The organism is Neptuniibacter sp. QD37_11, assembly GCF_047778105.1.
GTDB lineage: Bacteria > Pseudomonadota > Gammaproteobacteria > Pseudomonadales > Balneatricaceae > Neptuniibacter.
The window spans coordinates 3,004,454-3,031,108 of the sequence record NZ_CP180552.1 but is presented as its reverse complement, the minus strand read 5'-3'; the positions used below and the strand labels follow the sequence as shown (position 1 = coordinate 3,031,108).

Sequence of the window (26,655 nt, the reverse complement as noted above, 5' to 3'; positions counted from 1 at the left end):
GTTTAGGTGCACGCATGGCGCTTTTTGTTCAAAAATATGGTGGTACCTCTGTCGGGACTGTTGAGCGTATAGAAGCAGTCGCAGATAAGGTTCAGGGTTTTAAACAGCAAGGGCATGATGTCGTTGTTGCTGTATCTGCTATGAGTGGTGAGACGAATCGTCTTATCGCCTTAGCTAAAGATATACAGTCAAAACCTAATGCTCGTGAAATGGACGTATTGGTCTCCACTGGAGAGCAAGTAACCATTGCTTTGCTTTGTATGGCATTGGAAAAGCGCGGCGTGCCTGCTCGTTCTTATACGGGCAGTCAGGTCAAAATTCTTACGGATAACTCGCATACCAAGGCTAGGATCCAAGATATAGAGGTCTCCTCTATAAAATCTGATCTTGAGGCTGGGCGAGTCGTGGTTGTGGCGGGATTTCAGGGTGTTGACCCTGATGGCAATATTACCACGCTCGGTCGTGGCGGCTCTGACACAACAGGTGTTGCGCTAGCTGCGGCGCTGAAAGCTGATGAGTGTCAAATCTATACCGATGTAGATGGTGTATATACTACTGACCCGCGCGTAGTATCGAGTGCTAAGCGTCTAGAGCAAATTACATTTGAAGAAATGCTCGAGATGGCAAGCCTTGGGTCTAAAGTATTACAGATCCGTGCCGTTGAATTTGCAGGAAAATATAAAGTGCCGTTGCGGGTTCTTTCTAGCTTTGAGGAAGGACCGGGGACTCTAATTACTGTTGAGGGTGATTCAACCGTGGAAAAACCAGTTATTTCAGGTATCGCGTTTAACCGCGATGAAGCTAAGTTGACCGTAATGGGTGTGCCTGATGTTCCTGGGGTTGCATCACGAATTTTAGGTCCGATCAGTCAGGCAAACATAGAAGTTGATGTTATCGTGCAGAATGTTGCTGCTGATAATACAACGGACTTTACCTTCACTGTTCACAGAAATGATTATGATGCGGCAGAAGCGGTCCTTGAGAAGGTGTCTGCTGAGCTGGGTGCACGTGAAGTAGTTGGTGATAATCAGATTGCTAAAGTATCTATCGTGGGTGTGGGTATGCGATCCCATGCTGGCGTAGCGAGTAAAATGTTTGATGCTTTGGCTGAAGAGAATATTAATATTCAAATGATTTCTACATCTGAGATTAAGGTCTCAGTTGTTATAGCTGAAAAGTATTTGGAGCTGGCGGTGCGCTCTCTGCACACTGCTTTTGATATGGATGTTGATGATTCGGTTAGTGAATAACCGTTCATAATGGTTATTAGAAAAAGCTGGTCTATAGTTAGGTTAGCTGTTGTTGTATAGGCAGCGTTCTGGCAGGGATTTGGATGAATGCCAGTATGTGTTCTACCGTTTAGGTGGAGTGGCCTGGGAAGTACTAAGGAGATTCTACACATGTTAATTCTTACTCGCCGTGTTGGCGAAACTCTTATGGTTGGTGACGATGTCACTGTCACTGTGCTTGGTGTTAAAGGTAACCAGGTGCGTATTGGTGTTAACGCGCCTAAGGATGTATCTGTGCATCGAGAAGAGATCTATCAGCGCATTCAGCGTGAAAAGGCCGAAGAAGGAAATAAAGCGTAATTTTTTTAAAACTTTTCTTTTCTTTTGATAATCACTTGGTTATAGTACGCGCCGTTGTTTAGGTGAGCTGGCCGAGTGGCTGAAGGCGCGCCCCTGCTAAGGGCGTATAGGTTTACCCCTATCGAGGGTTCGAATCCCTCGCTCACCGCCATTTTGATGTGCGCCCGTAGCTCAGCTGGATAGAGTACCTGGCTACGAACCAGGCGGTCAGAGGTTCGAATCCTCTCGGGCGCGCCACTCAAAAAAACAACGGTTTATTTTCTTGGATGCGCCCGTAGCTCAGCTGGATAGAGTACCTGGCTACGAACCAGGCGGTCAGAGGTTCGAATCCTCTCGGGCGCGCCACTCCAAGAAAATCTCAGATATGCGCCCGTAGCTCAGCTGGATAGAGTACCTGGCTACGAACCAGGCGGTCAGAGGTTCGAATCCTCTCGGGCGCGCCATCTGTAACTCTACCTTCCTACACTTTATAATATTCGTCCTAATTATTTTTTGAGCTCGTTGCTATGAAGTTCTCTATTCGTTTGTTTCCAGAAATTACCATCAAAAGTCGCCCTGTACGTAAACGTCTAATTCAGCGTTTGCAGAGCAATTTGCAGAATATGACTCGTCGTATTGATGAGCAGATCAAAGTTAAGGGGCAGTGGGACAAGCTGGATGTAGAGTGCGCTGGTGCGAGTGCAGAGATCATCGAACAGGTGGTAGATCTTTTAGGCCGTACACCAGGGATTCATAGCTTCATCGAAGTGACTGAGTACCCGTTGGGCGATTTTCATGATGTTTACGAAAAAGCGCATGCTATCTACGCAGAACAATTGAAAGGCAAAACCTTCAAAGTGCGTGTTAAGCGCTCTGGTAAGCATGACTTCCGTTCAATTGATGTTGAGCGTTATGTAGGTGGTGGTTTAAATCAGCATGCTGATACAGCGGGCGTGAATGTGCATACGCCTGATGTTTATGTTGATTTAGAGATCCGCAATGACAGTCTTTATGTGGTAACTAATACCTATAAAGGTCTAGGTGGTTTCCCTCTAGGTACGCAAGATTCCACGCTTTCTCTTATTTCTGGTGGATTCGACTCCATCGTTGCCAGTTACATGTCTATGCGTCGTGGCTGTAAAACCCATTTTGTATTCTTTAATCTGGGTGGTCATGCGCACGAAATTGGTGTGAAGCAGGTGTCTCTGTATTTATGGCAAAAATATGGCTCTTCTGCGCGAGTAAAGTTTATTACGATCCCTTTTGATGAAGTGATTGGTGAAATTTTACAATCAGTACATCACTCCTACATGGGCGTCGTATTGAAGCGCATGATGATGCGCGCAGGTGAGCAGATTGCCGATAAAATGAAAATAGACGCTTTGGTAACTGGCGAAAGTATTGCTCAAGTATCTAGTCAAACCTTACCTAATCTGTCCATTATTGATGCGGCAACTGAAAAATTGGTTGTGCGACCACTAGTAACAATGGATAAGCAAGATATTATCGATATCACCCGTGAAATCGGTGCATATGACTTCGCTAAAAATATGCCCGAGTATTGTGGTGTGATCTCTGACCGTCCAACGACCTGTGCCAAGAAAGATCGTGTGGAAGAGGAAGAGTCTGATTTTGATTTTGAGGTGCTTGAACGAGCGCTTGAACGTCGTCAGGTGATCAGCATTGATGAGATTGAAGAAGATGTAAATATTCATGCTGAGGTTGAGGCGTTAACCAAGGTTGCTGATAACCAAGTCGTTGTAGATATCCGTGCGCCGCATGAACAAGAAAAGAAACCGCTAAATATTCCTGGCTGTGAAATTCAGTTGATTCCGTTTTTCGCTTTAGGCGCCGCTGCTGACGAATTTGAAGAAGGTAAGGAGTATCTTCTTTATTGTGAAAAGGGTGTTATGAGTCAAATGCATGCGCATCAAATGCAGGAGCGCGGCTTTAGTAATGTAAAAGTTTATCGCCCTGGAAAGAGTGAATAACGCCATATTTCACTTAATATGGATCAAAGGTTGTAAGCAAATTTTGATCCATATCCTCCCTTTGACCGAAAAATCCCCTCTAATTATTGCCTGAAGTAGACTTTTCGGGTTTAATTATGGTCCATTTGCAACCAGTACATCCGTCAGTGAAAGCCTAATAATTAGGTGGTCAAAAGCCATATCTGACGTATGGGTTTCGATAAGTACAGGAGCATCCATTAAAATGGAAAATCTGCTATCAGAAGGCCTTGAATTAATGGTCTTTGGTATGGGCTTCGTTGTTGTCTTTCTTACTTTGTTGGTATTCGCTACTTCAGGAATGTCCAAAGTGGTAGGCAAGTTTTTCCCTGAAGCACCAGCGCAGCCAAAAGCAAAAAAGACTGCACCAGCGCCAGCTGGAAATAACAATGATGAGTTAATTGCTGTCATGACAGCTGCGGTTCACAAACACCGTTCGTAAATAAGAACGGCTCAATAACGAATAAATCTGCATTAATCGACAGAAGGCCATTACCCATGACCGACGCAAAGAAACCACTTGGCATTACCGACGTAGTTCTGCGTGACGCACACCAGTCGCTATTCGCTACGCGTATGCGAGTTGAAGACATGCTGCCGATCGCGGAAAAGCTAGATAAAGTAGGCTTTTGGTCCCTAGAAAGCTGGGGCGGCGCAACATTTGACTCATGTATTCGCTTTATCGGAGAAGATCCGTGGGAGCGTATCCGCTTGCTTAAAAAAGCAATGCCAAACACAAAACATCAGATGCTCCTGCGTGGACAAAACCTACTAGGTTACCGTCACTACGCTGATGATGTTGTAAACAAATTCTGTGAACGTGCTGCTGTTAACGGCGTAGACGTATTCCGTATCTTCGATGCGATGAACGATCCACGTAACCTTGAAACTGCAATCAAAGCAGTTAAGGCGACAGGCAAGCACGCTCAAGGCACAATCTCTTACACGAAGAGTCCAGTTCACACGATCGATAACTGGGTTGCATATGCAAAAACTCTTGAAGATATGGGTGCTGATTCCATCAACATCAAGGATATGTCCGGTATCCTGACGCCATACGATGCATTTGACCTAGTTTCTCGTCTGAAAGCTCAGACTGATCTAGAAGTTCAATTGCACGCTCACGCGACTTCTGGTTTGTCTGATATGACTATCCTTAAGTCTGTTGAAGCGGGTATCGACCGTGTTGATACTGCTATCTCGTCTATGTCTATGACATACGGCCATACGTCTACTGAATCTGTAGTAGCTGCGTTGGCTGGTACTGACCGTGATACTGGTTTAGATATCAATCTTCTAGAAGAGATTGCTGGCTACTTCCGTGAAGTACGTAAGAAGTACGCTAAATTTGAAGGTTCTCTACGTGGTACAGACTCTCGTATCCTAGTTGCTCAGGTACCTGGTGGCATGTTGACTAACATGGAAAACCAGCTAAAAGAGCAGGGTGCTGCAGATAAGTTCGATGAAGTACTAGCTGAGATCCCACGTGTACGTGAAGACCTAGGTCTGATCCCACTAGTAACGCCAACGTCTCAAATCGTTGGTACTCAGGCTGTGATCAACGTCCTAATGGGCGAACGTTACAAAACTATCTCTAAAGAAGTTCAGGGTATTCTTAAAGGTGAGTACGGTGCAGCTCCTGCTCCTTACAATGCTGACCTTCAAGCTCGTGTATTGGATGGTGGTGAAGCAATCACTTGTCGTCCTGCTGATCTGCTTGAACCAGAAATGGACAAGTTGGTAGGCGAGCTGAAAGACCTTGCTGCTGAGAAAGGTATTGAGCTAACAGAAGGTGAGAACGAAATTGATGACGTTCTAACTTACGCTCTATTCCCTCAGGTTGGCTTGAAATTCCTTGAAAACCGTAACAATCCTGATGCATTTGAACCTGCACCTACATTAGAGGACGCACTAGCAATGGCTGCACCTAAAAACACTGGTCCACAGACTTACACTATCTCTGTTAACGGCCAAAACTACGTTGTACAAGTAACTGAAGGCGGTGATATTTCTGCTGTAGCTCCGGCTGCTGCTGCGGCTCCAGCTGCTGCTCCTGCAGGCGCTGGTGAAGACGTTCCAGCTCCATTGGCTGGTAACATCTGGAAAGTACAGGTTGCTCCAGGTCAGGCTGTTCAAGAAGGTGATGTTCTAGTAATTCTTGAAGCGATGAAGATGGAAACAGAAGTACGTGCTGCACGTGCTGGTACTGTTTCTACTGTAGAAGTTAATGAAGGTGACGCTGTACAGGTTGGCGACACTCTATTGACTCTAGCGTAAGGTACTGTTTGATGGATAAGCTAATCGACCTGTTTCTTGCCTCTGGTGCTTACAACATCAGTGGTGGTCAGATCGTAATGATTTTAGTTGGCCTTTTGCTTCTGTTCTTGGCCATCAAAAAGAATTTCGAACCGCTACTACTTGTGCCAATCGGTTTCGGTGGCATCATGGCGAACATTCCAGAAGCTGGCTTAGCATACACAGCTGTAGAAAATGCTGTGCACTTTGCTGTTCCTGAAGTGATGAATGGTTTGGCTTCTGCGCTAAGTATCACTAGCACTGATCCAAAAGAAATTCTGTATGCCTACCATAACACTGCTTCAGCTGCTCAGATTCAAGATGCAATCAACGTAGCTAAAGATGGTGGTTATGCGAATGGCATGCTATACAACTTCTATAGCGTAGCAATTGGCTCTACAGCAGCTCCGTTGTTGATCTTCATGGGTGTTGGTGCAATGACAGACTTTGGTCCGTTGTTGGCTAACCCACGTACCCTGTTCTTGGGTGCGGCTGCTCAGTTCGGCATTTTCGCAACTGTACTGGGTGCGGTTGCAATGTCTTCTATGGGCATCATGGACTTCAACATCCAAGAAGCAGCAGCAATCGGTATCATCGGTGGTGCTGATGGCCCAACTGCGATCTACGTAACTAGTTTGCTAGCTCCACACCTATTGGGTGCAATTGCGGTAGCTGCATACTCTTACATGGCGCTAGTACCTCTGATTCAGCCACCAATTATGCGTGCGTTGACTACAGAAGCTGAGCGTAAGATCCAGATGAGCCAGTTACGTCACGTAACTAAGCTTGAGAAGATTCTGTTCCCAATCGTACTGTTGATCCTAGTAGCACTATTGCTTCCAGATGCAGCACCTCTATTGGGTATGTTCTGTTTCGGTAACTTGATGCGTGAGTGTGGTGTAGTAGATCGTCTAAGCGATACTGCTCAGAATGCTCTGATAAACATCGTTACAATCTTCTTGGGTCTATCTGTAGGTTCTAAACTTTCTGCTGATAAGTTCTTGGATCTTGAAACGCTAGGCATCATGGCGCTAGGTATCGTTGCATTCTGTATCGGTACAGCTGCTGGTGTGATCATGGCTAAGATTATGAACAAGATGATGGGTGGCAATGCGATCAACCCACTAATCGGTTCGGCAGGTGTATCTGCGGTACCTATGGCTGCACGTGTATCTAACAAGATCGGTCTTGAGTACAACTCTCAAAACTTCCTGTTGATGCATGCGATGGGTCCAAACGTTGCTGGTGTAATCGGTTCTGCGATTGCAGCGGGCGTAATGATCAAATTCGTAAGCTAATTATTAGCTTGTAGAACTAAAAAGGCTGCCATTGGCAGCCTTTTTTGTTTCTTTTGAGAGCTAAAATACCCTCTCGTCTAATGCCCGGCGAATACTTCTAAATGAGCTTGTACGCTGAATGCTAAGGATACAGGGTTGTAACCGCCTTCTAGAACCGAAACAACGCGGTTTTGGCTGTAAGTGCGAGCTGCGTCTAGGAGCAACTGAGTAACCCAGCGATAGTCTTCTTCATTAAGCTTAATATCTGCCATAGGGTCTTCATGATGAGCATCAAAGCCTGCAGATATAATGATCATATCTGGCTTATGAGCTTGGATGGCAGGTAGCCAGCGCGACTCAACAAGTTTACGGAATACCATGCCGTCGCTATGAGCATCCATAGGGCAGTTAATGATGTGATCTCGAACAAAATCACAGTAACGCTCTGGATAGAATGGGTGTTGGAATGTGGAGCAAATCAGTACTTCAGGTCTGTCTTTAAAGATATCTACGGTACCGTTACCCTGGTGTACATCGAAATCAAAGATAGCAACACGTTCTATACCAGGCTGCTGTAGGGCATGCATAGCTGCAATAGCAGCATTGTTATAGAAGCAAAATCCCATCGCATTGTTATGCTCGGCATGATGACCAGGTGGGCGCGTAGCGCAAAAAGCGTTTTTAGATTTGCCACTGATTACTCTGTTAACTGCCATTACAGCAGAGCCTGCGGCTAAGCTGGCTGCATGTAAGGAGTGCGGGCAAAGAGCTGTATCATCGTCGGTATACACCACGCCTTGTTCAGGTAGTTTCATCTCCAAGCGCTTTTGATGTAGATGAGCGTGGGCGAGTTGTACTTGTTCAGGTAATACGTGGACGGACTGGATTCGTTCAAGATCCTGCATTAGGCCCGTTTTTTCCAATACTTTCTGGATGGCTACCAAGCGAATTGGGCTTTCAGGATGTTCTGGGCCCATATTGTGTAGGCCGCAATCTTCATGAGTGATAAATGCAGTAGTCATAAGTACGCTTTTTTTATAAGTTTTGTTTAGTTTACCTGAAACCCAAAAAGCAGGATCTCATTACATCGTCTCAATACCTCAAGCCTACACCTTAGAGTTAGATTTTTCTTGATCTGGATCATTAGTGTTTGCATGCCCTCGGGATAGGATGGTTGTCACAGCATAGAACTGTCTTGGCATCGAGTGTTCACCCTACACCCGGTGCTTTTTTTTGTTTGCAGGAAATGCTTTTGTCATATCGAATAGGCTTTTATACTTCCAATATCCTTTTTGCGTATATGGACGGTTGAGTGGCGAAAGTAGATTATTCTGATAAGCAAGTTCTACTGATAGAAAGCAGTGGCAACATGCGATCTACTATCTTCTATATGCTGAGGAGTATGGGCGTTGCCAATCTCAAGGCCGTTACTATCAATGACCGAGTTTTAAATGAAATTTCTGAGAATAACTACGATGTTATTCTTCTCGGTCATAATGTGAATGATAGTGTCACCGGTATCCAATTGCTGGAAGAGTGTCGTTATCGTGGTTTCATCAAGCCTACGGCTTGCTGGATCTTTATGACTAGCGATGCATCTCAAGAAGTTGTATTGCATGCAATTGACAGCCGTCCCGATGATATGATCATGAAGCCGTTTTCGGTGGATGAGCTTAAACATCGTCTAGATAATATCCTTTACCGAAAATCAGTCTTTAAGCCTGTTGATGATGCTCTAGAGATCGGTGATCTACCTGCGGCTATCACTTTCTGTCAGCATAACTTTGCGCCTTATGATCAGGAATATGACGAAGCGCAGCTAATCCTTGCTCGCCTGTTGCTTAAATTTCAGAGGCCGAAAGAATGTGCCAAAGTTGCTGAGAAGCAATATTGGAAAAGCCACGATAAAGAAGCAGGTATCGTTTGGGCAGAAGCTATGCTCCAGCAGGAGCAGTTCAAAGAGGCGAAGGCTCTTCTGCTAGAACTTATTGCAGAGTATCCATTGCTGATTGCTGCATATGATTTGCTTGCTCAGACCCATGAGAAGGAAGGGGATTTGGATCAAGCAAGAGAGGCCGTTGCTGAAGCGACTCAGAAATCTCCTATGGGTATCCCCCGACAGATGGAGTTGGGCCGTTTAGCTACGCAAACGAAACAACTAGATATGGCGGGTGGGGCTTATAAGAAGTCAATCGTCCTGGGTCGGCGCAGCTGTTATAAATCCCCTGATCCTTATCTTCGTCTTGCAAATGTAAAGCGCCTAGAAGCAAAGAATGCCGATGGTGGAATGGCGATAGAGCTTTTCAATGAATTTGAAAATACCATTTCGCAGGCTTACCAGGCGTTTCCGAGGGATGAACAACTACAAGTTCGCGCAGCTCTTCTGAAAAGTGAGATGTACCACCAGGTAGGTGATACCGATGCTGCGAATAAGGCCACGCGAGATGCTCAGCGTATTAATTCAGAACTGGCTACACCTTTAGATCTTGATCGAGAGCTTTTGAGTGTTATGGGTGATGCTGTGCCTATATTGGAGCCTGTTGCGAAGCAGAAGAAAGTGCCAGGTAAGAAACACGATCCTGATATGAGTATTAAAGTGAATCGCTTAGGCGTGAAACACTATTTATCAGGAAAGATGCCTCAGGCGCTCAAATATTTTGGTTTAGCGACCGAATATGATTCCAGCAATGTAAACGCATTGTTAAATTTAGCTCAGCTCTTCTTAGAAACGGCTAGAGATAGCAAAGAGAAGCGCGATGAGCGTATAAAAATGGTTCAGCGATATCTAAAGCTTTCGGAGCGTTTTAGCTTAGAAGGTATTGAGCTTGATAAGCAGCATCAGTTGAAGCGTTACCTAAGCCATGATGTTGCGTTATTGCCTAAAGGCTCATTGGGTAACTTATTGCGGTAAACTCTAAGTCATTGGGAAATGGTGTCCCAGAGAGGATTCGAACCCCTGGCCTGTCCCTTAGGAGGGGACCGCTCTATCCAGCTGAGCTACTGGGACATGCTTTTCGAATTTTCGGAATTCTAGCGAGATTTTCTGATCGAGTCACTAGGTCTAGAAGGTTAGAGCAGTTTAAGCTTTCCCTAAGCTGCTCTGTGCTTTGTATAGTTTTGAGGCGCCAGCTTTGCCATAGAGCTGATCTTGCTTCTTATGACCGCGAACAATAGCGAGTAGTTGATTCACGTTTTGCTGATTACGGTAAATCGCTTGTTCATTACGCTTATTCTTATGCTGCAATTCCTTTAAGTGCTTTTTAATTTCAGCATAAAGTGTGTTGGTCTGCTGTGCTGCTGAGGTATTGTCTTCTGCAGTTGAGTAATCCTCTGAATCCATCTCAATGCCAAAAGACTTTAATAGAGCGACACGTTCCAAAGTAAAGTTATGGAAGTTGTTAATTACGCCCATCTTTTCTTGGGTGATATCACTTAATTGCTCAAGATCTTTACTACTGAGAGCTTCAAGCTCTCTGTCGTAAATAGTGTTAAGTGATTCTAAAAGCAAAATACCCTGCTTGAGCAGGGTATCCAGTTCTATATGTTGTTGTTCGGTCATAGCGAAACTTACAATAGGCTATCGAAGTTCAGCATCTTCTCTGCTACACGTTCAGCATTGATTTGATAGCTGCCACTTTCAATTTCTTGTTTTAGTCGCTCGACACGCTCGCTGTCCACATCAGGTGCATTGGCCAATTGCTTTTCAACATTCTGCAGTGTCTGAGCTGCATTGCTGAGTTTAACTGTATCACCTTTACTGGACGGAGACTGCGCAGGGGCGTCATTGCTACCAGTTTTGGTTGCATTGCTTTCACCTGCTCGTGCACGAGTGCTATTCGTCTGCGACGATGACAGGCCCGTGATGTCGTTGATCATTTTTCCGTCCTCAAACTTGTATCTGAACCAGCTTATCGGCGGCTAATTTGGAAACTTTAGAAAAAATATTTTTTTCTTTAATAAAGCGAGTATAGCAGCTGTAGGTAGATGACACCATGTCGGATTACCTTAGGTTATGGGGTTCGAACAAGCCCAGGCTCAATAACCATAGCTTTAACAATATTGCCAGAACGATCATTTTTAACTTTGATCTGTTGGCCTATAGCGCCGTCCTGTAGTGCTGTTCCTGCAGCTCTAATTGATATACCGCTACGTCTTGCTTCTATGATTACGGCATTTCCTCTAGATACGGCCAGCGGTGGTTTTAGCATGGGTGCAGTAAAAATTGTGCCAGCTGCAATACTTCTTTTCGTAGTCCAGCCTATAATTTCTTCAGTACGGAGAAAATAGGCTGAGCGCAGATTAGTTATATCGACTTCCGAGCGGTGTAGGTGCTGAGAGCTAAGGGGAGTGTTTCGAGGCAGGCTGGTGCTACTGATTACCGCTGTTCCATAGAGTTTAATTTGTGCAGTTACAAATAGCTGCCAAATAGGAGATGGGCACTTAGCTCTAAAGGTGATTCTGCTTCCATTTCCCTTAGGTGATTGAAATTCTAGGGGTTGTTGGCAGTTTTTTAGTTTGATTTTTCGGCTAATCGGGTTAAGTTTGATCTCAGTACGCGCATCTGGCTTGGCTTTTTTGTAGTGTTCTTGCAGAAAAAGCAGCGCCTTCTGCTCTAATTTTTCGGTTTGATCGGCTGCTATAGCGCCGAATGGGGCCAAAAGAACAGTGGTTAGGAGGAAAAGTCGTGTTAAATTATGCTTATTCACGTTGTTGTAACTAACATTATGTTTATGTAACGGCGTACAAACAGAATAGATTTAATCTCTACGGGATTATTAGATCATGTCAGGTATCCTAGATAGTGTAAACCTACGTACCCAAATGGTAGGGCAGAACAGGTTGGAGCTGCTATTGTTTGCTTTGGAATCAGAGCAGCAATACGGCATCAATGTTTTTAAAGTGCGTGAAGTATTGCAGTGCCCCGAGCTTACAGAGGTGCCTCGTCAGACTTCTGCTATTAAAGGTATGGCGCATATTCGTGGCGAGACGATTCCTGTTTTGGATTTGTCAGAAGCTGTTGGGCGTCAAACCGTTCCTCAGGAGCAAAGGCAGGATTGCTTCCTGATAGTTGCTGAGTATAACCGTCGAACACTTGCTTTCTTGGTGCGTAAGGTTGACCGCATATTGAATACTCAATGGGATCAAATAATGGCTCCGCCAACAGAGATCGGCGTTGAGAACTACCTGACCGCTATCTTTGAGTATGAAAATAAACTAATAGAAATTCTCGATGTTGAACAGATCCTTGCTGACCTTTATCCAATGCCTACAGAAGTTAGTAAAGATGTTGCTGATGATACTGTGCGTGAGAAGGCTCGTGATTATCAAATTTTAATCGTTGATGATTCTTCGGTTGCTAGAAATCAGATGCAGCGTAGTTTGGAAAACTTGGGGATTAAGGTTACCTCTTGCAATAATGGCCGAATGGCGTGGGACTTATTGCGTGATATGGCAGATCGCGGTACGGATGTGACAAATCATTTCTTGATGATTATTTCTGATATCGAGATGCCAGAGATGGATGGCTATACATTGACATCTATGATCCGTGAAGATGAACGCATGAGTAATATGCATGTGGTTTTGCATACATCCTTGTCGGGTGGCTTCAACGTGTCTATGGTTAAAAAAGTGGGAGCCGATGGCTTCCTTGCTAAGTTTAACCCGGATGATCTTGCTACAGCTGTCGTACAGCGTATTCAGCAAGTAGAAAAGTAATAAGGCACAAGGTAGGGGTGTTACTCTTTCCATGAGTATTTCCGGTAGATCAAATTTTACGATCACGGATGCTGACTTTGAATTGTTCAGTCGCTTCCTTGAGGATAGTAGTGGGATATTGCTTGCAAAGCATAAGCAATATCTTGTGCAAAGTCGTTTAGGAAAAATTGTTCAGGAAAATAATTGCCCTGGGCTGAAAGAGCTCATTACTAAACTGCAAAGCCCTACATCTAAACGATTGCGTGAACAAGTTATCGATGCGATGACCACTAACGAAACCTTATGGTTTAGGGATGTTCATCCTTTCGATATTTTGCGTGATCGTATCGTTCCTGAAATGCTGAGTCAGGGAATTGGCTCGAACAAAATTAGAATTTGGTCTGCTGCGTGTTCGACTGGCCAGGAGCCTTATTCAATCAGTATGACGCTGGATGAATTTAAGAAAAAAAATCCTGGTAAGTTGGCTTCTGAAGAGATTATCGCTACCGATATTTCTACCCAAGTGCTTGAGCAAGCACGTCGAGGTGAATACGAAATGCTGGCAATAGGCAGAGGCTTGTCCCAAGAACGTCTAACCCAGCATTTCCGTGAAACGCCTAATGGTAGTTGGGCAGTAAAACCGGAAATCAAATCAAAAGTCAGATTTCAGAGTATTAATCTGCTTGGGCAATACTCGTCGATGGGTAAATTTGATGTGATTTTCTGCCGAAATGTGTTGATTTATTTCTCTAGTGAAAAGAAAACTGAGATCTTATCCAAGATGCATGGCGTGTTGAAACCTGGAGGTTACCTGATACTAGGTGCCTCTGAATTCCTTTCTGGCCTTTCCGATAAATACAAAATGATTCATTGTCGCCCAGGTATTATTTATCAAGCTATTTAGTCAGATAGATCAATCTGTTTTCGAAAAAGCCGCTTGCCTAAGGTAAGCGGCTTTTTTATTGCCTCTTTTTTGTTGAGTTAGTTTCCCTTGCCGCCAGCGGCAATTTGGCGGTTTAAGTTTGCCGTTATTAGATGGTAGGTGGTTGTTAATATATGTGTAAAATACTTAACATATTGAAAATATGAGGTTTTATCTGTTTGGCATGCGGTTTGCTTTGTTAGGGGTAATGTTAAATGAGGCAATGAAATGGCAATTAGTTTTGACGCAGCTTTAGGAATTCATGATGACGCACTTATGCATCGTGCTCGTCGTGCAGAGGTTTTAGCTAATAATATAGCCAATGCTGATACGCCTAACTTTAAAGCGAGAGATATTGAGTTTGCTGAAGCGTTAGAGCATGTGTCGACTAAAATGAATGTTAAGCAGGTTGCTACTGCTGCAGGTCACAATACCGAGCTACTCGAGCCTGACCTAGCGGCAGATATGATGTTCCGTATTCCTAATCAAGCCTCTGTGGATGGTAATACTGTAGAAGTTCAGCAAGAGATGGCTCGCTATACTGAAAATGCTTTGGATTACCAGACGTCATTTCATTTCCTGAATAAGAAATTTACTGGTCTTAAATCAGCGATCAAAGGTGAATAATTATGTCATTGAGTAATGTATTTGGAATCGCTGGTTCGGCTATGAACGCTCAGACGATCCGCTTAAATACAACTGCCAGTAATATGGCTAATGCGGAGAGTGTTAGTTCAAGTATTGATGAAACTTATCGAGCTCGAAAACCTGTGTTTGCTGTGCAGCAAGTTGACCCTTTAGCAGAGCCTGAGAATGAATTTGGTATTGCTGCTGGACAAGGTGTACAGGTTTTAGGGATTGTGGAAAGTGAGGCTGAGTTACGTCAAGAATACAATCCTGCGCATCCTATGGCGGATGAGGAAGGATTTGTTTATTACCCGAATGTAAATGTTGTAGAAGAGATGGCGGATATGATTTCAGCTTCTCGATCTTTCCAGATTAATACCGAGATTATGAATACTGCCAAGCAGATGTTGCAGCAGACGATTAGACTTGGGCAGCAATAATTTAAGAAACGAGGTTTTTGGCCATGAGTAACGTTAATGGCGTAAATCAGAACGTTTTTGATCAGATAAATAAAACGAATCAATCTTCTAGTACGCAAAAAAGCAAGACGGAAGAAGACAGTGATATGTTCATGCGACTGATGATTGCTCAGTTGCAGAATCAAGATCCGTCAAGCCCTGCAGATACTACAGATTTTATGCAGCAAATTGCCACTATGTCACAAGTCGAAAGCATCAATCAGCTAAATGTCTCTGTGAATGAGATGTCGCAGTCGATGCTATCGAGTCAGGCCGCATTGCAAGCTTCTTCTATGGTGGGGCAGTCAGTGTTCATCCCTGGTGATACCTCTGAGGTAGGAACTGCTATGAACCCGTTCGCGAAAGGTGCTTTTAATCTGGAAACCAGTGCCTCAGATGTAAGAATTAAGGTTTATAACTCGAGCGGAACTTTAGTTGACAATATGCAGTTAGGAGCGGTTCAGCAAGGCGAGCATGAGTTTGCTTGGCAGATGCGATTTGATGAAGACGGTAATCCAGAGCATCCGCCGGGAGATTACACCTTCGTTATCGAGCGTCTTGAGGATAATGAATATCAAGCGGTTGATACCAATATGGCCTATAGAGTTAACAGCGTAACTCTGGGTGAAAATGGTATCGGTATGAAAGTGAACACTACAGCTGGCACATTTGATATCAGCGATGTGAAACAGATAGGCGTGTGAGGATAAGACTATGTCAGGTTTTAATACAGCCGTTAACGGCCTAAAAGCGGCTACTACAGATCTCGATGTAACAGGCAACAATATTGCGAACGCGAGTACTGTCGGTTTCAAATCATCTCGAACTGAATTTGGTGATATCTACGCAACGGCAGTTGTAGGGGCTGGTTCATCAAACGTTGCCGGTGCTGGTGTAACAGTAACGGATATCGCACAAGACTTTAAAGCGGGCACGATACAGTTTACAAACAATAACCTTGATTTGGCTATTAATGGTTCAGGCTTCTTTCAGCTAGATGATGGTCAAGGTAGTACTACATATACTCGAGCGGGCTCATTTGAGTTAGATAAAAATGGTTTCGTGGTATCTAAGACTGGTGCTTTTCTTCAGGGGTATGGCCTTGATTCAGAAGGTAACCGATTGCCTATCGATAATTTGGCAGTTACCCAGAAAGAAAGTCCACCAAAAGCTACAGAAGATATTGATCTTTCTTTCAATATTGATTCTAGGGAAGATGCCGCAACGCTATTGCCAGATTACGATAAAGATGAGCCTGGTTCATTTACCTATAGTACAACAATTAGAACGTTCGATAGTTTAGGTAATGAGCATACAATTAAGTTTAATATGGCAGAAGCGCGTCCTTATCAAGCTCAGCAGCAGGTTACTGGTATTGAGCTGAATGATGAGATCTCAGGTGTTCAGCTTGATGCTGCAGATTTAACTGCGTTGGCTGATTTGGACTTGGCGGCTGTCCCGCCTGGTCCAGGTTACCCTTATACTTTAGATTCTTTATCCTCAGCGAATGCTGACCCTAATATATCTGCGGCAGGCGCTTTCTTTGACAAAATGACGGATCCGATCAATGGTGATGCGCGTATTCAAAGTATCATTGTAAATGGCCCTGATGATATTACTATAAGGTTTAAATCAGAATATCCAGAGCCTGATCTAGTACAGTTAGTTGACGCTGATGCTGGTGGTGAGCTTGGAGTAGTAGAAGTTGCAGAGATTGCTGCAAATGAAACTTATACATTTCCAATAACGGGTTCTACAGTTGATGATTTAGTACTTGAAGTCGGCGGTATCACTTTACCTGCGATCCCTTCTGGATCTACTGACGATCAAATAGGAGCAGCTATCACTGCATCAGAGGCCAGAATTAAAGATGCCAACCCTGATGTTGAGTCGGTTATTTACGATAACGTCAATAAGCAAGTTACTATCACTTATAAAGCTGAGGCCGGTGATATCAATGGCAGTGAAGCCTTAACCTTTGTTGCGACTTCTGGTACCAATCAGATTGGTACACCTACGATTAAAGATGGTGATAACTCCTTCCAAGGTGTGTACCGAATGTTTGCCTACCTGAACGGAACAGAAACTCTTGATATTGGTAAGGCGCTTGATCCAGGTGAGGCAGGTACAGGTACAGAACCGGGACCAATACTGATTAAGTTTAATCCGTCAAATGGTTTGTTGTCTGGAATCAATGGGCAGCAGTTCTCAGTAGGTGCGGTGGTACCGGGTATAACTATTGTTGGTGCTGACCCTGCAGATGCGACTACTGAAATTACGTTGGATATTACCAATACAACCCAGTTTGCATCGGCATCTATAGTGAAGGCTTCGCAGCAAGATGGCTACACTAAAGGGGACTTGATAGGTGTCACTTTTAGTGGAACGGGTGAAATGGTCGCAAGTTTCTCCAATGGCCAAAATCAAGATTTAGGTGTTGTTGCAATTGCGACTTTTGAAAACCAGTCAGGTTTGTCTCCTTCCGGTGATACAGAATGGACAGCAACATTCAGCTCCGGTAATGCAATTGTGAACCCGCCGGGTACTGGTCTAAATGGTACGTTGCAGTCTGCTGCTCTTGAACAATCAAACGTTGATTTGTCGGCAGAGCTTGTAGCGTTGATTGAGGCTCAGCGAAACTTCCAGGCGAATTCTAAGACTTTGGAAACACTAAATACAGTTACTCAGAATATTCTTCAGATTTAATCTGACTGCGTAATTTTTCTTCAAAAAGACTGCTTAAGCGGTCTTTTTGTGTTTCTGGCATACCATTTGCTTTATCTATCCCATATAAGAATTCAACGAGATGCGGCAATGCCGCTCAAACGAGAAGATAAAGATGGATAAGGTTCTATATTTAGCAATGAGTGGCGCCAGAGAAAATATGCTGGCTCAGCAAGCTCATGCCAATAACCTTGCAAATGCAAATACCTCAGGCTTTAAAGCGGATTTGGCTCAAGCCCGCGCTATGCAGGTGTTTGGGGAGGGGCATGCCTCTCGAGTTTATGCCCAAACTGAACGTCCCGCGACAGATATGACAAGTGGGACGCTAATTGAAACTGGACGTAAATTGGACATCGCTGTAGCTGGTGATGGTTGGTTTTCTGTAATTCGTCCAGATGGTACAGAGGGGTATACTCGTGCCGGCTCACTGCAGATCAATGCCGCTAACCAGTTGGTTACAGGAAGTGGCTTGCCGGTAATGGGCAATGGCGGAATTCCTATTGTATTGCCGCCTTTCGAAGAAATTGAAGTATCTACCAGTGGAATAATTACTATCCGCCCATTAGGTGAAAATGCGGCAGAGCTGTTGGTGGCAGATCAAATTAAGCTTGTAAATCCAGATCCTCAAACTCTCTTCAAAGGCCCTGATGGCTTGATGACAAATGGTGGTGAGCCTGAGTTGGCTGACCCTAATGTCCGTATCCGCTCAGGCTATATTGAGTCAAGTAATGTAAATGCTGTAAGCGAATTGACGGGTATCATATCGACTTCACGCCAATTCGAAATGCAAATTAAAATGATGAAAACTGCAGAAGAAAATTCAGAAACTGCAGCAACAATTTTGAAAATATCTTAATAATCACCTGAGGATCGAATAATGCACGGTGCACTAAGCGTAGCTAAAACTGGAATGACCGCTCAGGATACAAATCTGAAGGTGATTTCTAACAACTTGGCCAACGTATCAACTGTTGGTTTCAAGAAAGATAACGTAGTTTTTGAAGATCTGATGTATCAGATTCGTCGTCAGCCAGGTGCTCAAACAGCAGAAGAAGCACAGCTGCCATCAGGCTTGCAAATTGGTTTAGGTGTTCGGACTGTAGGAACACAAAAGCTGTTTTCTGCAGGTGATATGGAAGTAACTGGTGAGCCATTTGATGTAGCAATCAATGGACGTGGTTTTCTTCAAGTAACGTTGCCAAATGGGGATACCGCTTATACACGTAATGGGCAATTACACTTAAATAGTGACAACCAAGTGGTTACCCCTGAGGGGTATTTGCTCGAGCCTGAGCTTACATTGCCTGATGATGTACTTAATTTCTCTATTGGTACAGATGGAATCGTTACTGTTACAACTCCTGGTAGCCCGCAAGGTACACAGATAGGGCAAATGCAGCTAGCTGACTTTGTTAACCCTCAGGGCCTACAGGCACAAGGTCAAAACCTTTATAGCGAAACAGCATCTAGTGGTGCTCCAGTAGTTAGCAATCCAGGGGAGAATGGTACGGCAGTACTTATTCAGGGGTCGTTAGAAAATTCAAATGTAAATTCAGTAGAAGAGCTGGTGGATATGATTACAACCCAGCGAGCTTACGAAATGAATTCGAAAGTTATCTCCACTGCTGATGAGATGCTTTCTTACGTTAGCCAGCAGCTTTAATAGGTTATTGAGGCTTTAACAATGAAAAAATTTATCACTGCTTTTGTATCGATCACCTTTTTGCTTACAGGCTGTGTGCAGAAACAGGTTAAACCTAATAATCCTGAGTATGCTCCAGTGGTTCCGCAGGCTTTAACGCAGCCTGCACCAATGAATGGCTCAATTTATAACTCTGCAACGAGCATAAATTTGTATGGGGATGGTAGGGCTCACAGAATCGGCGATATATTGACTATTACCTTACAAGAAAGCACAAGTTCTCAGAAAAGTGCGACTACAGAATTGGATAAGTCTAGTAGTTTGACGTTGACTCAGCCAACTATATTAGGAGATGCGGTATCACTTAATGGCAAGCCTCTAAGCGCCTCGATTACTGGTCCAACAACAACGTTTGAAGGGGAAGGCTCTTCAGATATGAGCAATAACCTCACAGGTAATATTACGGTCACCGTTCATAACGTTTTGCCAAACGGTGTTCTATTGGTTAAAGGGGAAAAATGGTTAACCCTAAATCAGGGCGATGAATATATCCGAATCAGCGGTATGGTTAGACCTCAGGATATTGGCTCAGACAATACCGTTGCATCGACTAAGCTTGCAGACGCGCGAATTGCTTATAGTGGTACAGGAGCTGTGAATGACACTAATGTCATGGGCTGGGTATCTAAGTTCTTTATTAGTGCGTTAATGCCATTCTAAGGGGAATGATGATGAAAAATACATTAATTCTCGTAACTTGCATGCTAGTGACGATTGTTGCAGAGGCAAGCCGTCTTAAAGATATGGTAAGTATTTCTGGTGTTCGTTCTAACCAATTAGTTGGCTATGGTTTGGTTGTTGGTTTGGATGGTACGGGTGATAAAACTTCATTTACCTCACATACATTCCGCAATATGTTGAATAATTTTGGTGTGGCGATTCCATCTACGATGAATCCGTCTTCTAAAAATATTGCTGCAGTGGCAATTCATGCCGATCTTCCAGCTTTTTCTAAACCTGGACAGCAAATCGATATTACAGTTTCAGCCATTGGCGATGCAAAAAGTTTGCGTGGTGGTAGCTTGCTAATGTCTCCTTTGAAGGGGGCTGATGGCCAAGTTTATGCGGTAGCTCAAGGTAATTTGGTTGTATCTGGTTTTGGTGTTCAGGGAGCTGATGGTTCTCGTCTATCTTTGAATGTACCAAGCGTAGGTCGGATACCGAATGGTGCGACAGTTGAGCGAGCTGTACCAAGTGGCTTTACTCAAGGAGATAGCTTGGTATTGAACCTTCACCGTCCTGATTTCACTACATCTCGCAGAGTTGCTGAAGAAATTAACCACTTATTAGGGGCGGGAATGGCTGCTTCAATGGATGCTACTTCAATCCGAGTAAGAGCGCCTCGTGATCCTAATCAACGTGTTTCTTTTCTCTCTGTTCTTGAGAATTTAAATGTAGAGCCGGCGAAAGATTCCGCCAAAGTTGTGATTAACTCACGTACAGGCACCATCATCATTGGTCAAAATGTTCAAGTATCCCCTGTGGCTATTACCCATGGCGGTTTGACAGTCGCAATCGCAGAAGCTGCTGATGTGAACCAGCCAAATCCATTAGGTGGTGGCCAAACGGTTGTTACCCCACGTACTGGTATTGAAGTTGATGAAGGCTCTGGTCATATGTTTGAATTTTCGCCTGGTGCTAACTTGCAGGACATCGTCGAAGCGGTAAATCAGGTTGGAGCTGCTCCAGGTGATTTGATGGCTATATTGGAAGCGCTGAAACAGGCGGGTGCCTTAAAAGCTGAATTGGTGGTGATCTAATGATTAAAACAGGCGCAGGCAATAATGCTCAACTCTATTCCGATCTAGCTGAGCTTCAGAAATTAAAAGCTAAAGCTAAAGGCGATAGTGATGAAGGTCTGCGTTTGGCTGCTCAGCAATTTGAGCAACTTTTTGTAAGCATGTTATTGAAATCTATGCGTGAAGCTAATGCCGCATTTGGTGAAGACAACTTCATGAATAGCAGTCAAACCAAAATGTTTCAAAGCATGTATGACAATCAGATTGCTCTGGAGCTGTCGGGATCCCAAGGTATTGGATTGACAGATGTTCTAGTTAGGCAGCTTGGTGGTCAGGTGGATAAAGAAAAGCCTGAACTTAAACCACTAGATACAAATAGCCGGGAACTTAATAGAGCTTTTGATCAGGCTGCGTCGGTTGCTGCTGCGGCACTTTTAGCGAAGGCTGAAGGCCAAGAAAACCCTCCTGGGATTACGCTGACGGAAGAGCAGAAAAGTACGGTTAAAGAAGTTTTTGAATCACAGTTAGCTGCAGCTAAAAAAGTAGCAGATGAAAATCTTCCTGATCGTTTTGAGTCTCCAGAAGAATTTGTTGAAAAGCTAATGCCGTTAGCTGAGAAGGTGGCTGGCGAGTTAGGTGTTGATCCTCGAGTTCTACTTGCGCAGTCTGCTCTAGAAACTGGTTGGGGAAAATTTATGGTTCGATCTGCAGACGGTAGCAATGCAAATAACCTTTTCAATATAAAAGCAGATCGACGCTGGGATGGCGAAAGTGCGCAAGTTTCCACTTTGGAATACAGAGATGGTTTAGCGCAAAAGGAAAAGGCTTTCTTTAGAAGCTATGACAGCTATGAAGACAGCTTTAGAGACTATGTTGATTTTCTGAAAACTAATCCACGTTACAAGGTTGCGTTGGAAAGTGCAGATGATCCATATAAATATGTGCAGCAATTACAGGAAGCAGGTTATGCAACTGATCCTAATTATGCTGACAAGATTAAAAATATTTTTGAGGGAGCTCTGCTCGCTAGTCGAAGTGATGGATCTAAAGAGGGTTAAGTAATAGTCGATAAGCTATTACATAACTCTCCTCGGTTCATCTTTAGAAGCAGACCAAATCTCAAAAGGAGTTCTCATGTCTTTCGGTTTACTATCTTTAGGCACACAAAGCCTACAGGCTAACCAAACGGCTCTGACAGTTACAGGTCAGAATATCAGTAATGTGAATACGGAAGGGTATAGCAGGCAAAGACCTGTCTTCCTTTCTCGTGAAGATCAAGCTGGGGTATTGGTTAATGACGTAGATCGTATAGCTGATGAGTTTCTGAACAAGCAGATTTGGTCTGATAGTTCGACCTACAAAAGTTTTGAGATCTATCGTGATTATGCGAACGAGCTGGATAACTTAATGGCATCTGATGTCACGAGTGTATCTAAAGCGATGGATGATTACTTTGGTGCATTACAGACTGCTGTTGATGATCCAGTAAGCCTGCCAAACCGCGAACTCTTTCTTGCGCAAGCAGATGCCTTGGTACGACGATTTAATGATCTTGATTCAAATATTCGACGCCAAAATGAAACTATCAATGGGCGGCTGGAAAGTGCTACTGCAGCAGTAAATACCATTGCTCAGAATATTGCGCAGTTGAATGATGATATTCGTATTGCTACAGCTGCGGGGCAAGTTTCCAATGAGTTATTGGATCAACGTGATGCAAAGCTTGAAGAGTTATCTGAATATATAGGTTTTACTACGATTAGCGAGCCTTCTACCGGCGAGGTCAGTGTATTTGTCGGTAACGGCGAGCCTTTGGTGGTGGGATTATCTGCTAATAAACTAGTTACTTCTTTGAACCCTGCAGACAGCAGTATGCTGAATATTTCCTTGAAAACTGGGAATAATGAGGCTGATATAACTAGGCAAGTATCTGGCGGGATTATTGGCGGCACTTTAACTTACAGGGATACGACACTAAATCAGTCTCTTGATGAGTTGGGCCGGATCGCTTTGGTTTTTGCTGAAACAATGAATGAACAGCACCAAAAAGGTATCGATCTTGATGGTAATGCTGGTGGCCTTTTGTTTACGGATATTAATGCACCTGCGGTTACCCAGAATAGAGTCATAGCTTATAGAGATAATGGATCAACAGTAAATTCGACAGTCATTATAAATGAAGCTGATAAACTCCAAGCATCAGAATATAACTTGATTTTTAATGATACGGGGACATTTACTATTACCCGTGAGTCTGATGGTATGCGTTGGGAAAGTAATACTCTTAATTTACAATCGGATGTATCTGATGTTGATGAAGATGGCGAATATGCATATGACCCTTTAACTGGTGAATTAGATTTACGGATAGATGGATTTAGCCTAAGTATGCGTACAGATACTGGCTTTATTCCGGGTGATCAGTATCTAATTCGCCCGACTCGAAATGCAGCTTCTGAAATTGAGTCGGTCATCACAAATGGACGTCAACTAGCATTGGCTGCGCCATTGGCAGTGGCTGAATCAGGATCTAATCAAGGTACAGGTGAAGTTGAAGTAATCATTACGGATCCTGAGTTTGCTACGTTGTCTAATGTTGAGAACACATTAACACCTCCAGCAACTGCAGGATTAGCAGTTGTTGATCCTGCGGTTACGCCTTTAACGTTCCAAGTTTCTGATTATACGAAAATTAATAACTTATCTTTTCCTATAAGTGTGGAGCATTTAGCACCTGGTACAGGTAGTTATGAAGTTAAAGACAGTACGGGAGCCACTATTTTTGGTCCAGCTGTGCCCGCTCCAACTGCGACAGAGATAGATCTTGATGCAGCTTATGGTTTGACCTTAACCGTTGGCGGAACTGGATCGCCGGTTGGTGTGTCTTCAATCGAGTACGACTCAACGTTAATTGATGACAATAGGTTAACGCCTCCTCTACAGGTTGCCTTTTTACCAGAGCTAGAAGGTGCTGCGAATACTGGGAATCAGTTTGTATCTTTACCTGCAGATTTAAACGTTACTACAGGAACTACAGGTTTAACTTTTTCATCTGATGCAGTCAGCCTAACTGATGCCGAAGAAGTTGGAAGTGTAGGTTATCCCTTAACCTTTGATTCTTTAGGGGGAGGGAATTATCAGGTAACTCCTGCGTCAGGAGGTCCTTTTGTTGTAACTGCTTCAGTATCAGGTACTGATGTTGTTTTTGATATGACAGATCAGATTGGCCTGAAAATAAGTGCTACTGGGGTTGTTGATGGCGCAGGTTTAAATAGCTTTACGGTACAGCCTGCAGATGTAAATAAAGTAGAGCATACTCCTGTTTTTACAGCGCAAACGGGTAGCCCTTCTGCAATAGGTTCTATTGAAGCAAGAGTTACCGACACTGCATTGGTTGGTGCCGCGCAATATCCTCTAACGGTTACCTATACAAATGTGCCAGCGGGTACTTATGAGGTTGCTGATACAGCAGGAAACACGCTTTATTCAGGGGTGGCTAATGCTGATGGCAACCTTTCATTGCCAAGCCTTGGCCTAGATATTCATGTAGATACAGATATTGCTGTCAATGATACGGTGATGATCGCTCCTGAGCAGAATTCTAATATTAATAGTGCAGCAACTATCAATAACATACGAGTAACCGATGAGCGTTTAATGGGGGCTGTTACCTTCCCTGTTCAGGTTGTTTATGACGGTGGTTCAAGTACTTATGTAGTTACCGATTCTGCAAACCCTTCAACAGTTTTGTTTAATGGCGGGGCTCAATCTGGAGCCTTGGACATGACGAAAACGTTTGGTTTTGCGATTGATGTTAATAACCCTCCTGAAGTGCCGGGGAATGGTGATAGTTTTATTATTCAGCACTCTCCCGACTCAAAAGAAGCTGCTTATGTTGTCCTAACCGATGCAGATGGTGATCGTGTTGTACGTGAATATGAGCCTAACACGCCAATAGCGTTATCTGGCTATGAGGTTGTTATCAATAATAGACCTCAAGTAGGGGATACTTTTCAGGTTACCCTAAATACTGGTGGGGTTTCAGATAACAGAAACTCCCTCTTAATGTCGGATCTTCAAGCGGCAAAATTGATTGATGGTGCTTCTTATCAGGATCAGTATGGACTGAATGTAGAACGAGTAGGTTCAGAAGCAGCTGTCGCACAGGTAAATGCTAAGGCTGGTAAATCAGTTTTAGATGCAAATATTGCAACGCGTGAAGGGATTTCAGGTGTTAATTTGGATGAAGAAGCAGCGAAACTGGTTCAGTTTCAACAAGCTTATCAGGCTTCTGCTCAGTTGATTCGGGCAGCACAGACAATTTTTGATACGCTGCTTCAAAGTGTATAGGAGATAGAAAATGAGAATTTCTACTCAACAAGTCTTCCTTAGTAATGTTGATAATATCAATAAAACTAATAGTGAACTTTTTAAGACACAAAACCAATTATCGACGGGGAAGCGTATTCAGCAGCCTTCTGATGACCCGCTTGCTTCTGCTCAAATTCAAAAGTTCAAAAAAGAAATAGCTAGGACTGAGCAATATAATAGCAATATTGAAGTTTCGCGCCGTCGTTTAGAGTTGGAAGAGAATACGCTGGAGCAAATTAATAACATTTCTATAAGACTTAAAGAGTTAGCGATCCAAGGTAAAAATGGGGTGCTTTCCCAGACGGATCGGTTATCTATATCCTCAGAAGTTGGTGAGTTGTTAGGTCAGTTAGAAGGTTTAATGAATACAAAAGATGTGCAAGGGGAGTTTTTATTTTCCGGGCATAAAGGATTCACAAAGCCTTATGAATATAATGCTGCGCTTGATAGTTATGAATATTCCGGTGATGACGGCCAGCGCTCCATTCAGATAGGACCAGAAAATAAGATAGCTTCGACTGATTCAGGTTTTGATATCTTTGAGACGGTGCCAAAGATTTCTGGGTATGTTGATGCAGTGATTACCCAAGATAATAATCATATTGATGATGTCGCTCTGACTAAAGACAATGCGGATGCATTTGATCAGTTTATTACCGACAACGGTGAACTGACGTTTACTTTCTCAGGCGGCAACTTAACCGTAGTGAATGCAGCAGGTCAGCCTATTACGGCCGATAATCCGTCGGTAGTATTGAATAACTTTGATTTGGCTTCTAACCCTACTCATCCAGTCATACAGATTGGAGGGGTGGATATTACGTTAGATAAAATCATTGATGGGACTGCAACTTTAGGATCTAAATCCCAGCATAATATTTTAGATACTGCGAAAGATATGAAGGATGCATTGGATAATGCTGACTTTACAACAGCCACTGGTAAGCAGGAATTTACCGAGACAATGGATTTTGTACTGGATAATTTGAATGGTATTCAGGAAAAGCTCATTGGCGTAACGACCAGTATTGGTGGACGACTTAATGCCTTAGAACAGCAGCAGTCTGTTAATGAAGATTATGAACTCTTCACAACTGAAGCTTTATCTTCCTTTGAAGATCTTGACTATAACGAAGCAATAAGCCGGTTCCAGCTACAGCAAACCGCTTTACAGGCCTCGTATGCAAGTTTTGCACAGGTTAAGGATCTGAGCTTATTTAATTACATAAACTAATAACTTCATTTCTTTAAAAGCCGGCTCTTAGC

24 protein-coding genes and 5 tRNA genes are annotated in these 26,655 nt (G+C 43.6%); 24 read left to right on the top strand and 5 right to left on the bottom strand.

Annotated elements, in window-relative coordinates:
* The first annotated feature begins 14 nt into the window (after positions 1-14).
* The 10 genes from ACMXYT_RS14200 to ACMXYT_RS14155 all read left to right on the top strand — a co-directional run bounded on the left by ACMXYT_RS14200 (position 15) and on the right by ACMXYT_RS14155 (position 7,170).
* Positions 15-1,250, top strand: a complete 1,236-nt coding sequence (locus tag ACMXYT_RS14200) for an aspartate kinase (RefSeq protein ID WP_415899197.1) — start codon at positions 15-17, stop codon at positions 1,248-1,250.
* A 150-nt stretch (positions 1,251-1,400) separates the two neighbouring features.
* Entirely contained in the window at positions 1,401-1,589 is a 189-nt protein-coding gene (gene csrA, locus ACMXYT_RS14195; protein WP_415882418.1) for a carbon storage regulator CsrA, read from the top strand.
* A 61-nt stretch (positions 1,590-1,650) separates the two neighbouring features.
* Positions 1,651-1,740, top strand: a tRNA-Ser gene (locus ACMXYT_RS14190).
* Positions 1,741-1,749: 9 nt separating this feature from the next.
* Positions 1,750-1,826 (top strand) — tRNA-Arg (locus ACMXYT_RS14185).
* Between the two features lie 31 nt (positions 1,827-1,857).
* Positions 1,858-1,934, top strand: a tRNA-Arg gene (locus tag ACMXYT_RS14180).
* Positions 1,935-1,955: 21 nt separating this feature from the next.
* Positions 1,956-2,032 (top strand) — tRNA-Arg (locus tag ACMXYT_RS14175).
* Positions 2,033-2,095: 63 nt separating this feature from the next.
* Positions 2,096-3,559: a tRNA uracil 4-sulfurtransferase ThiI gene (thiI, locus tag ACMXYT_RS14170; RefSeq protein WP_415902034.1), complete on the top strand. Its 1,464-nt coding sequence runs from the start codon at positions 2,096-2,098 to the stop codon at positions 3,557-3,559.
* A gap of 223 nt (positions 3,560-3,782) precedes the next feature.
* The gene (locus ACMXYT_RS14165) at positions 3,783-4,019 is read left to right on the top strand and encodes an OadG family protein (RefSeq protein WP_415882415.1); all 237 of its coding nucleotides are present in this window, start codon (positions 3,783-3,785) and stop codon (positions 4,017-4,019) included.
* Positions 4,020-4,075: 56 nt separating this feature from the next.
* Positions 4,076-5,854: a sodium-extruding oxaloacetate decarboxylase subunit alpha gene (oadA, locus tag ACMXYT_RS14160; RefSeq protein ID WP_415882414.1), complete on the top strand. Its 1,779-nt coding sequence runs from the start codon at positions 4,076-4,078 to the stop codon at positions 5,852-5,854.
* An 11-nt stretch (positions 5,855-5,865) separates the two neighbouring features.
* The gene (locus ACMXYT_RS14155; protein WP_415885800.1) at positions 5,866-7,170 is read left to right on the top strand and encodes a sodium ion-translocating decarboxylase subunit beta; all 1,305 of its coding nucleotides are present in this window, start codon (positions 5,866-5,868) and stop codon (positions 7,168-7,170) included.
* A gap of 77 nt (positions 7,171-7,247) precedes the next feature.
* Here the strand turns inward: ACMXYT_RS14155 and ACMXYT_RS14150 are convergent, their stop codons facing one another.
* Complete coding sequence (locus tag ACMXYT_RS14150) at positions 7,248-8,171, bottom strand: histone deacetylase family protein (RefSeq protein WP_415899194.1); 924 nt, start codon at positions 8,169-8,171, stop codon at positions 7,248-7,250.
* Between the two features lie 290 nt (positions 8,172-8,461).
* Here ACMXYT_RS14150 and ACMXYT_RS14145 point away from each other — a divergent pair, with 290 nt between their 5' ends.
* Positions 8,462-10,060: a response regulator gene (locus ACMXYT_RS14145; RefSeq protein WP_415899193.1), complete on the top strand. Its 1,599-nt coding sequence runs from the start codon at positions 8,462-8,464 to the stop codon at positions 10,058-10,060.
* A 19-nt stretch (positions 10,061-10,079) separates the two neighbouring features.
* Here the strand turns inward: ACMXYT_RS14145 and ACMXYT_RS14140 are convergent.
* The 4 genes from ACMXYT_RS14140 to flgA form a co-directional block, all read right to left on the bottom strand.
* Positions 10,080-10,156: transfer RNA gene (locus ACMXYT_RS14140), tRNA-Arg, on the bottom strand.
* A gap of 72 nt (positions 10,157-10,228) precedes the next feature.
* Positions 10,229-10,708, bottom strand: coding sequence for a flagella synthesis protein FlgN (locus ACMXYT_RS14135; RefSeq protein ID WP_415899192.1), 480 nt, complete (start codon positions 10,706-10,708; stop codon positions 10,229-10,231).
* 8 nt (positions 10,709-10,716) lie between these two features.
* Positions 10,717-11,025, bottom strand: a complete 309-nt coding sequence (gene flgM, locus ACMXYT_RS14130; RefSeq protein ID WP_415892523.1) for a flagellar biosynthesis anti-sigma factor FlgM — start codon at positions 11,023-11,025, stop codon at positions 10,717-10,719.
* A gap of 134 nt (positions 11,026-11,159) precedes the next feature.
* The gene (gene flgA / locus ACMXYT_RS14125; protein WP_415911600.1) at positions 11,160-11,855 is read right to left on the bottom strand and encodes a flagellar basal body P-ring formation chaperone FlgA; all 696 of its coding nucleotides are present in this window, start codon (positions 11,853-11,855) and stop codon (positions 11,160-11,162) included.
* A gap of 76 nt (positions 11,856-11,931) precedes the next feature.
* Between flgA and ACMXYT_RS14120 the strand changes: the two genes are divergently transcribed.
* From ACMXYT_RS14120 to flgL, 13 genes are all read left to right on the top strand, one after another.
* Positions 11,932-12,867, top strand: coding sequence for a chemotaxis protein CheV (locus ACMXYT_RS14120; RefSeq protein WP_415899190.1), 936 nt, complete (start codon positions 11,932-11,934; stop codon positions 12,865-12,867).
* A gap of 31 nt (positions 12,868-12,898) precedes the next feature.
* Complete coding sequence (locus tag ACMXYT_RS14115) at positions 12,899-13,750, top strand: CheR family methyltransferase (protein WP_415899189.1); 852 nt, start codon at positions 12,899-12,901, stop codon at positions 13,748-13,750.
* Between the two features lie 246 nt (positions 13,751-13,996).
* Positions 13,997-14,395 carry a flagellar basal body rod protein FlgB gene (flgB, locus tag ACMXYT_RS14110; protein ID WP_415882405.1) on the top strand — a complete coding sequence of 133 codons (399 nt, stop codon included), beginning with the start codon at positions 13,997-13,999 and terminating at the stop codon, positions 14,393-14,395.
* A gap of 2 nt (positions 14,396-14,397) precedes the next feature.
* Complete coding sequence (flgC, locus tag ACMXYT_RS14105; protein ID WP_415899188.1) at positions 14,398-14,835, top strand: flagellar basal body rod protein FlgC; 438 nt, start codon at positions 14,398-14,400, stop codon at positions 14,833-14,835.
* Between the two features lie 23 nt (positions 14,836-14,858).
* Entirely contained in the window at positions 14,859-15,557 is a 699-nt protein-coding gene (locus ACMXYT_RS14100) for a flagellar hook assembly protein FlgD (protein WP_415899187.1), read from the top strand.
* 10 nt (positions 15,558-15,567) lie between these two features.
* Positions 15,568-17,559 (top strand): flagellar hook protein FlgE, encoded by a 1,992-nt coding sequence (locus ACMXYT_RS14095; RefSeq protein WP_415899186.1) that lies wholly within the window; start codon positions 15,568-15,570, stop codon positions 17,557-17,559.
* 133 nt (positions 17,560-17,692) lie between these two features.
* Positions 17,693-18,433, top strand: coding sequence for a flagellar basal-body rod protein FlgF (gene flgF, locus ACMXYT_RS14090; protein WP_415899185.1), 741 nt, complete (start codon positions 17,693-17,695; stop codon positions 18,431-18,433).
* 21 nt (positions 18,434-18,454) lie between these two features.
* Positions 18,455-19,240 (top strand): flagellar basal-body rod protein FlgG, encoded by a 786-nt coding sequence (flgG, locus tag ACMXYT_RS14085; protein WP_415899184.1) that lies wholly within the window; start codon positions 18,455-18,457, stop codon positions 19,238-19,240.
* A gap of 21 nt (positions 19,241-19,261) precedes the next feature.
* Entirely contained in the window at positions 19,262-19,939 is a 678-nt protein-coding gene (gene flgH / locus ACMXYT_RS14080) for a flagellar basal body L-ring protein FlgH (RefSeq protein WP_415899183.1), read from the top strand.
* Positions 19,940-19,950: 11 nt separating this feature from the next.
* Positions 19,951-21,039: a flagellar basal body P-ring protein FlgI gene (locus ACMXYT_RS14075; RefSeq protein WP_415899182.1), complete on the top strand. Its 1,089-nt coding sequence runs from the start codon at positions 19,951-19,953 to the stop codon at positions 21,037-21,039.
* Positions 21,039-22,076, top strand: coding sequence for a flagellar assembly peptidoglycan hydrolase FlgJ (flgJ, locus tag ACMXYT_RS14070; protein ID WP_415899181.1), 1,038 nt, complete (start codon positions 21,039-21,041; stop codon positions 22,074-22,076). The genes ACMXYT_RS14075 and flgJ overlap by 1 nt, the downstream gene beginning before the upstream one ends.
* A 76-nt stretch (positions 22,077-22,152) precedes the next feature.
* Positions 22,153-25,368, top strand: coding sequence for a flagellar hook-associated protein FlgK (gene flgK, locus ACMXYT_RS14065; RefSeq protein ID WP_415911599.1), 3,216 nt, complete (start codon positions 22,153-22,155; stop codon positions 25,366-25,368).
* Positions 25,369-25,378: 10 nt separating this feature from the next.
* Positions 25,379-26,623, top strand: coding sequence for a flagellar hook-associated protein FlgL (flgL, locus tag ACMXYT_RS14060; RefSeq protein WP_415899179.1), 1,245 nt, complete (start codon positions 25,379-25,381; stop codon positions 26,621-26,623).
* Positions 26,624-26,655: the final 32 nt, after the last annotated feature.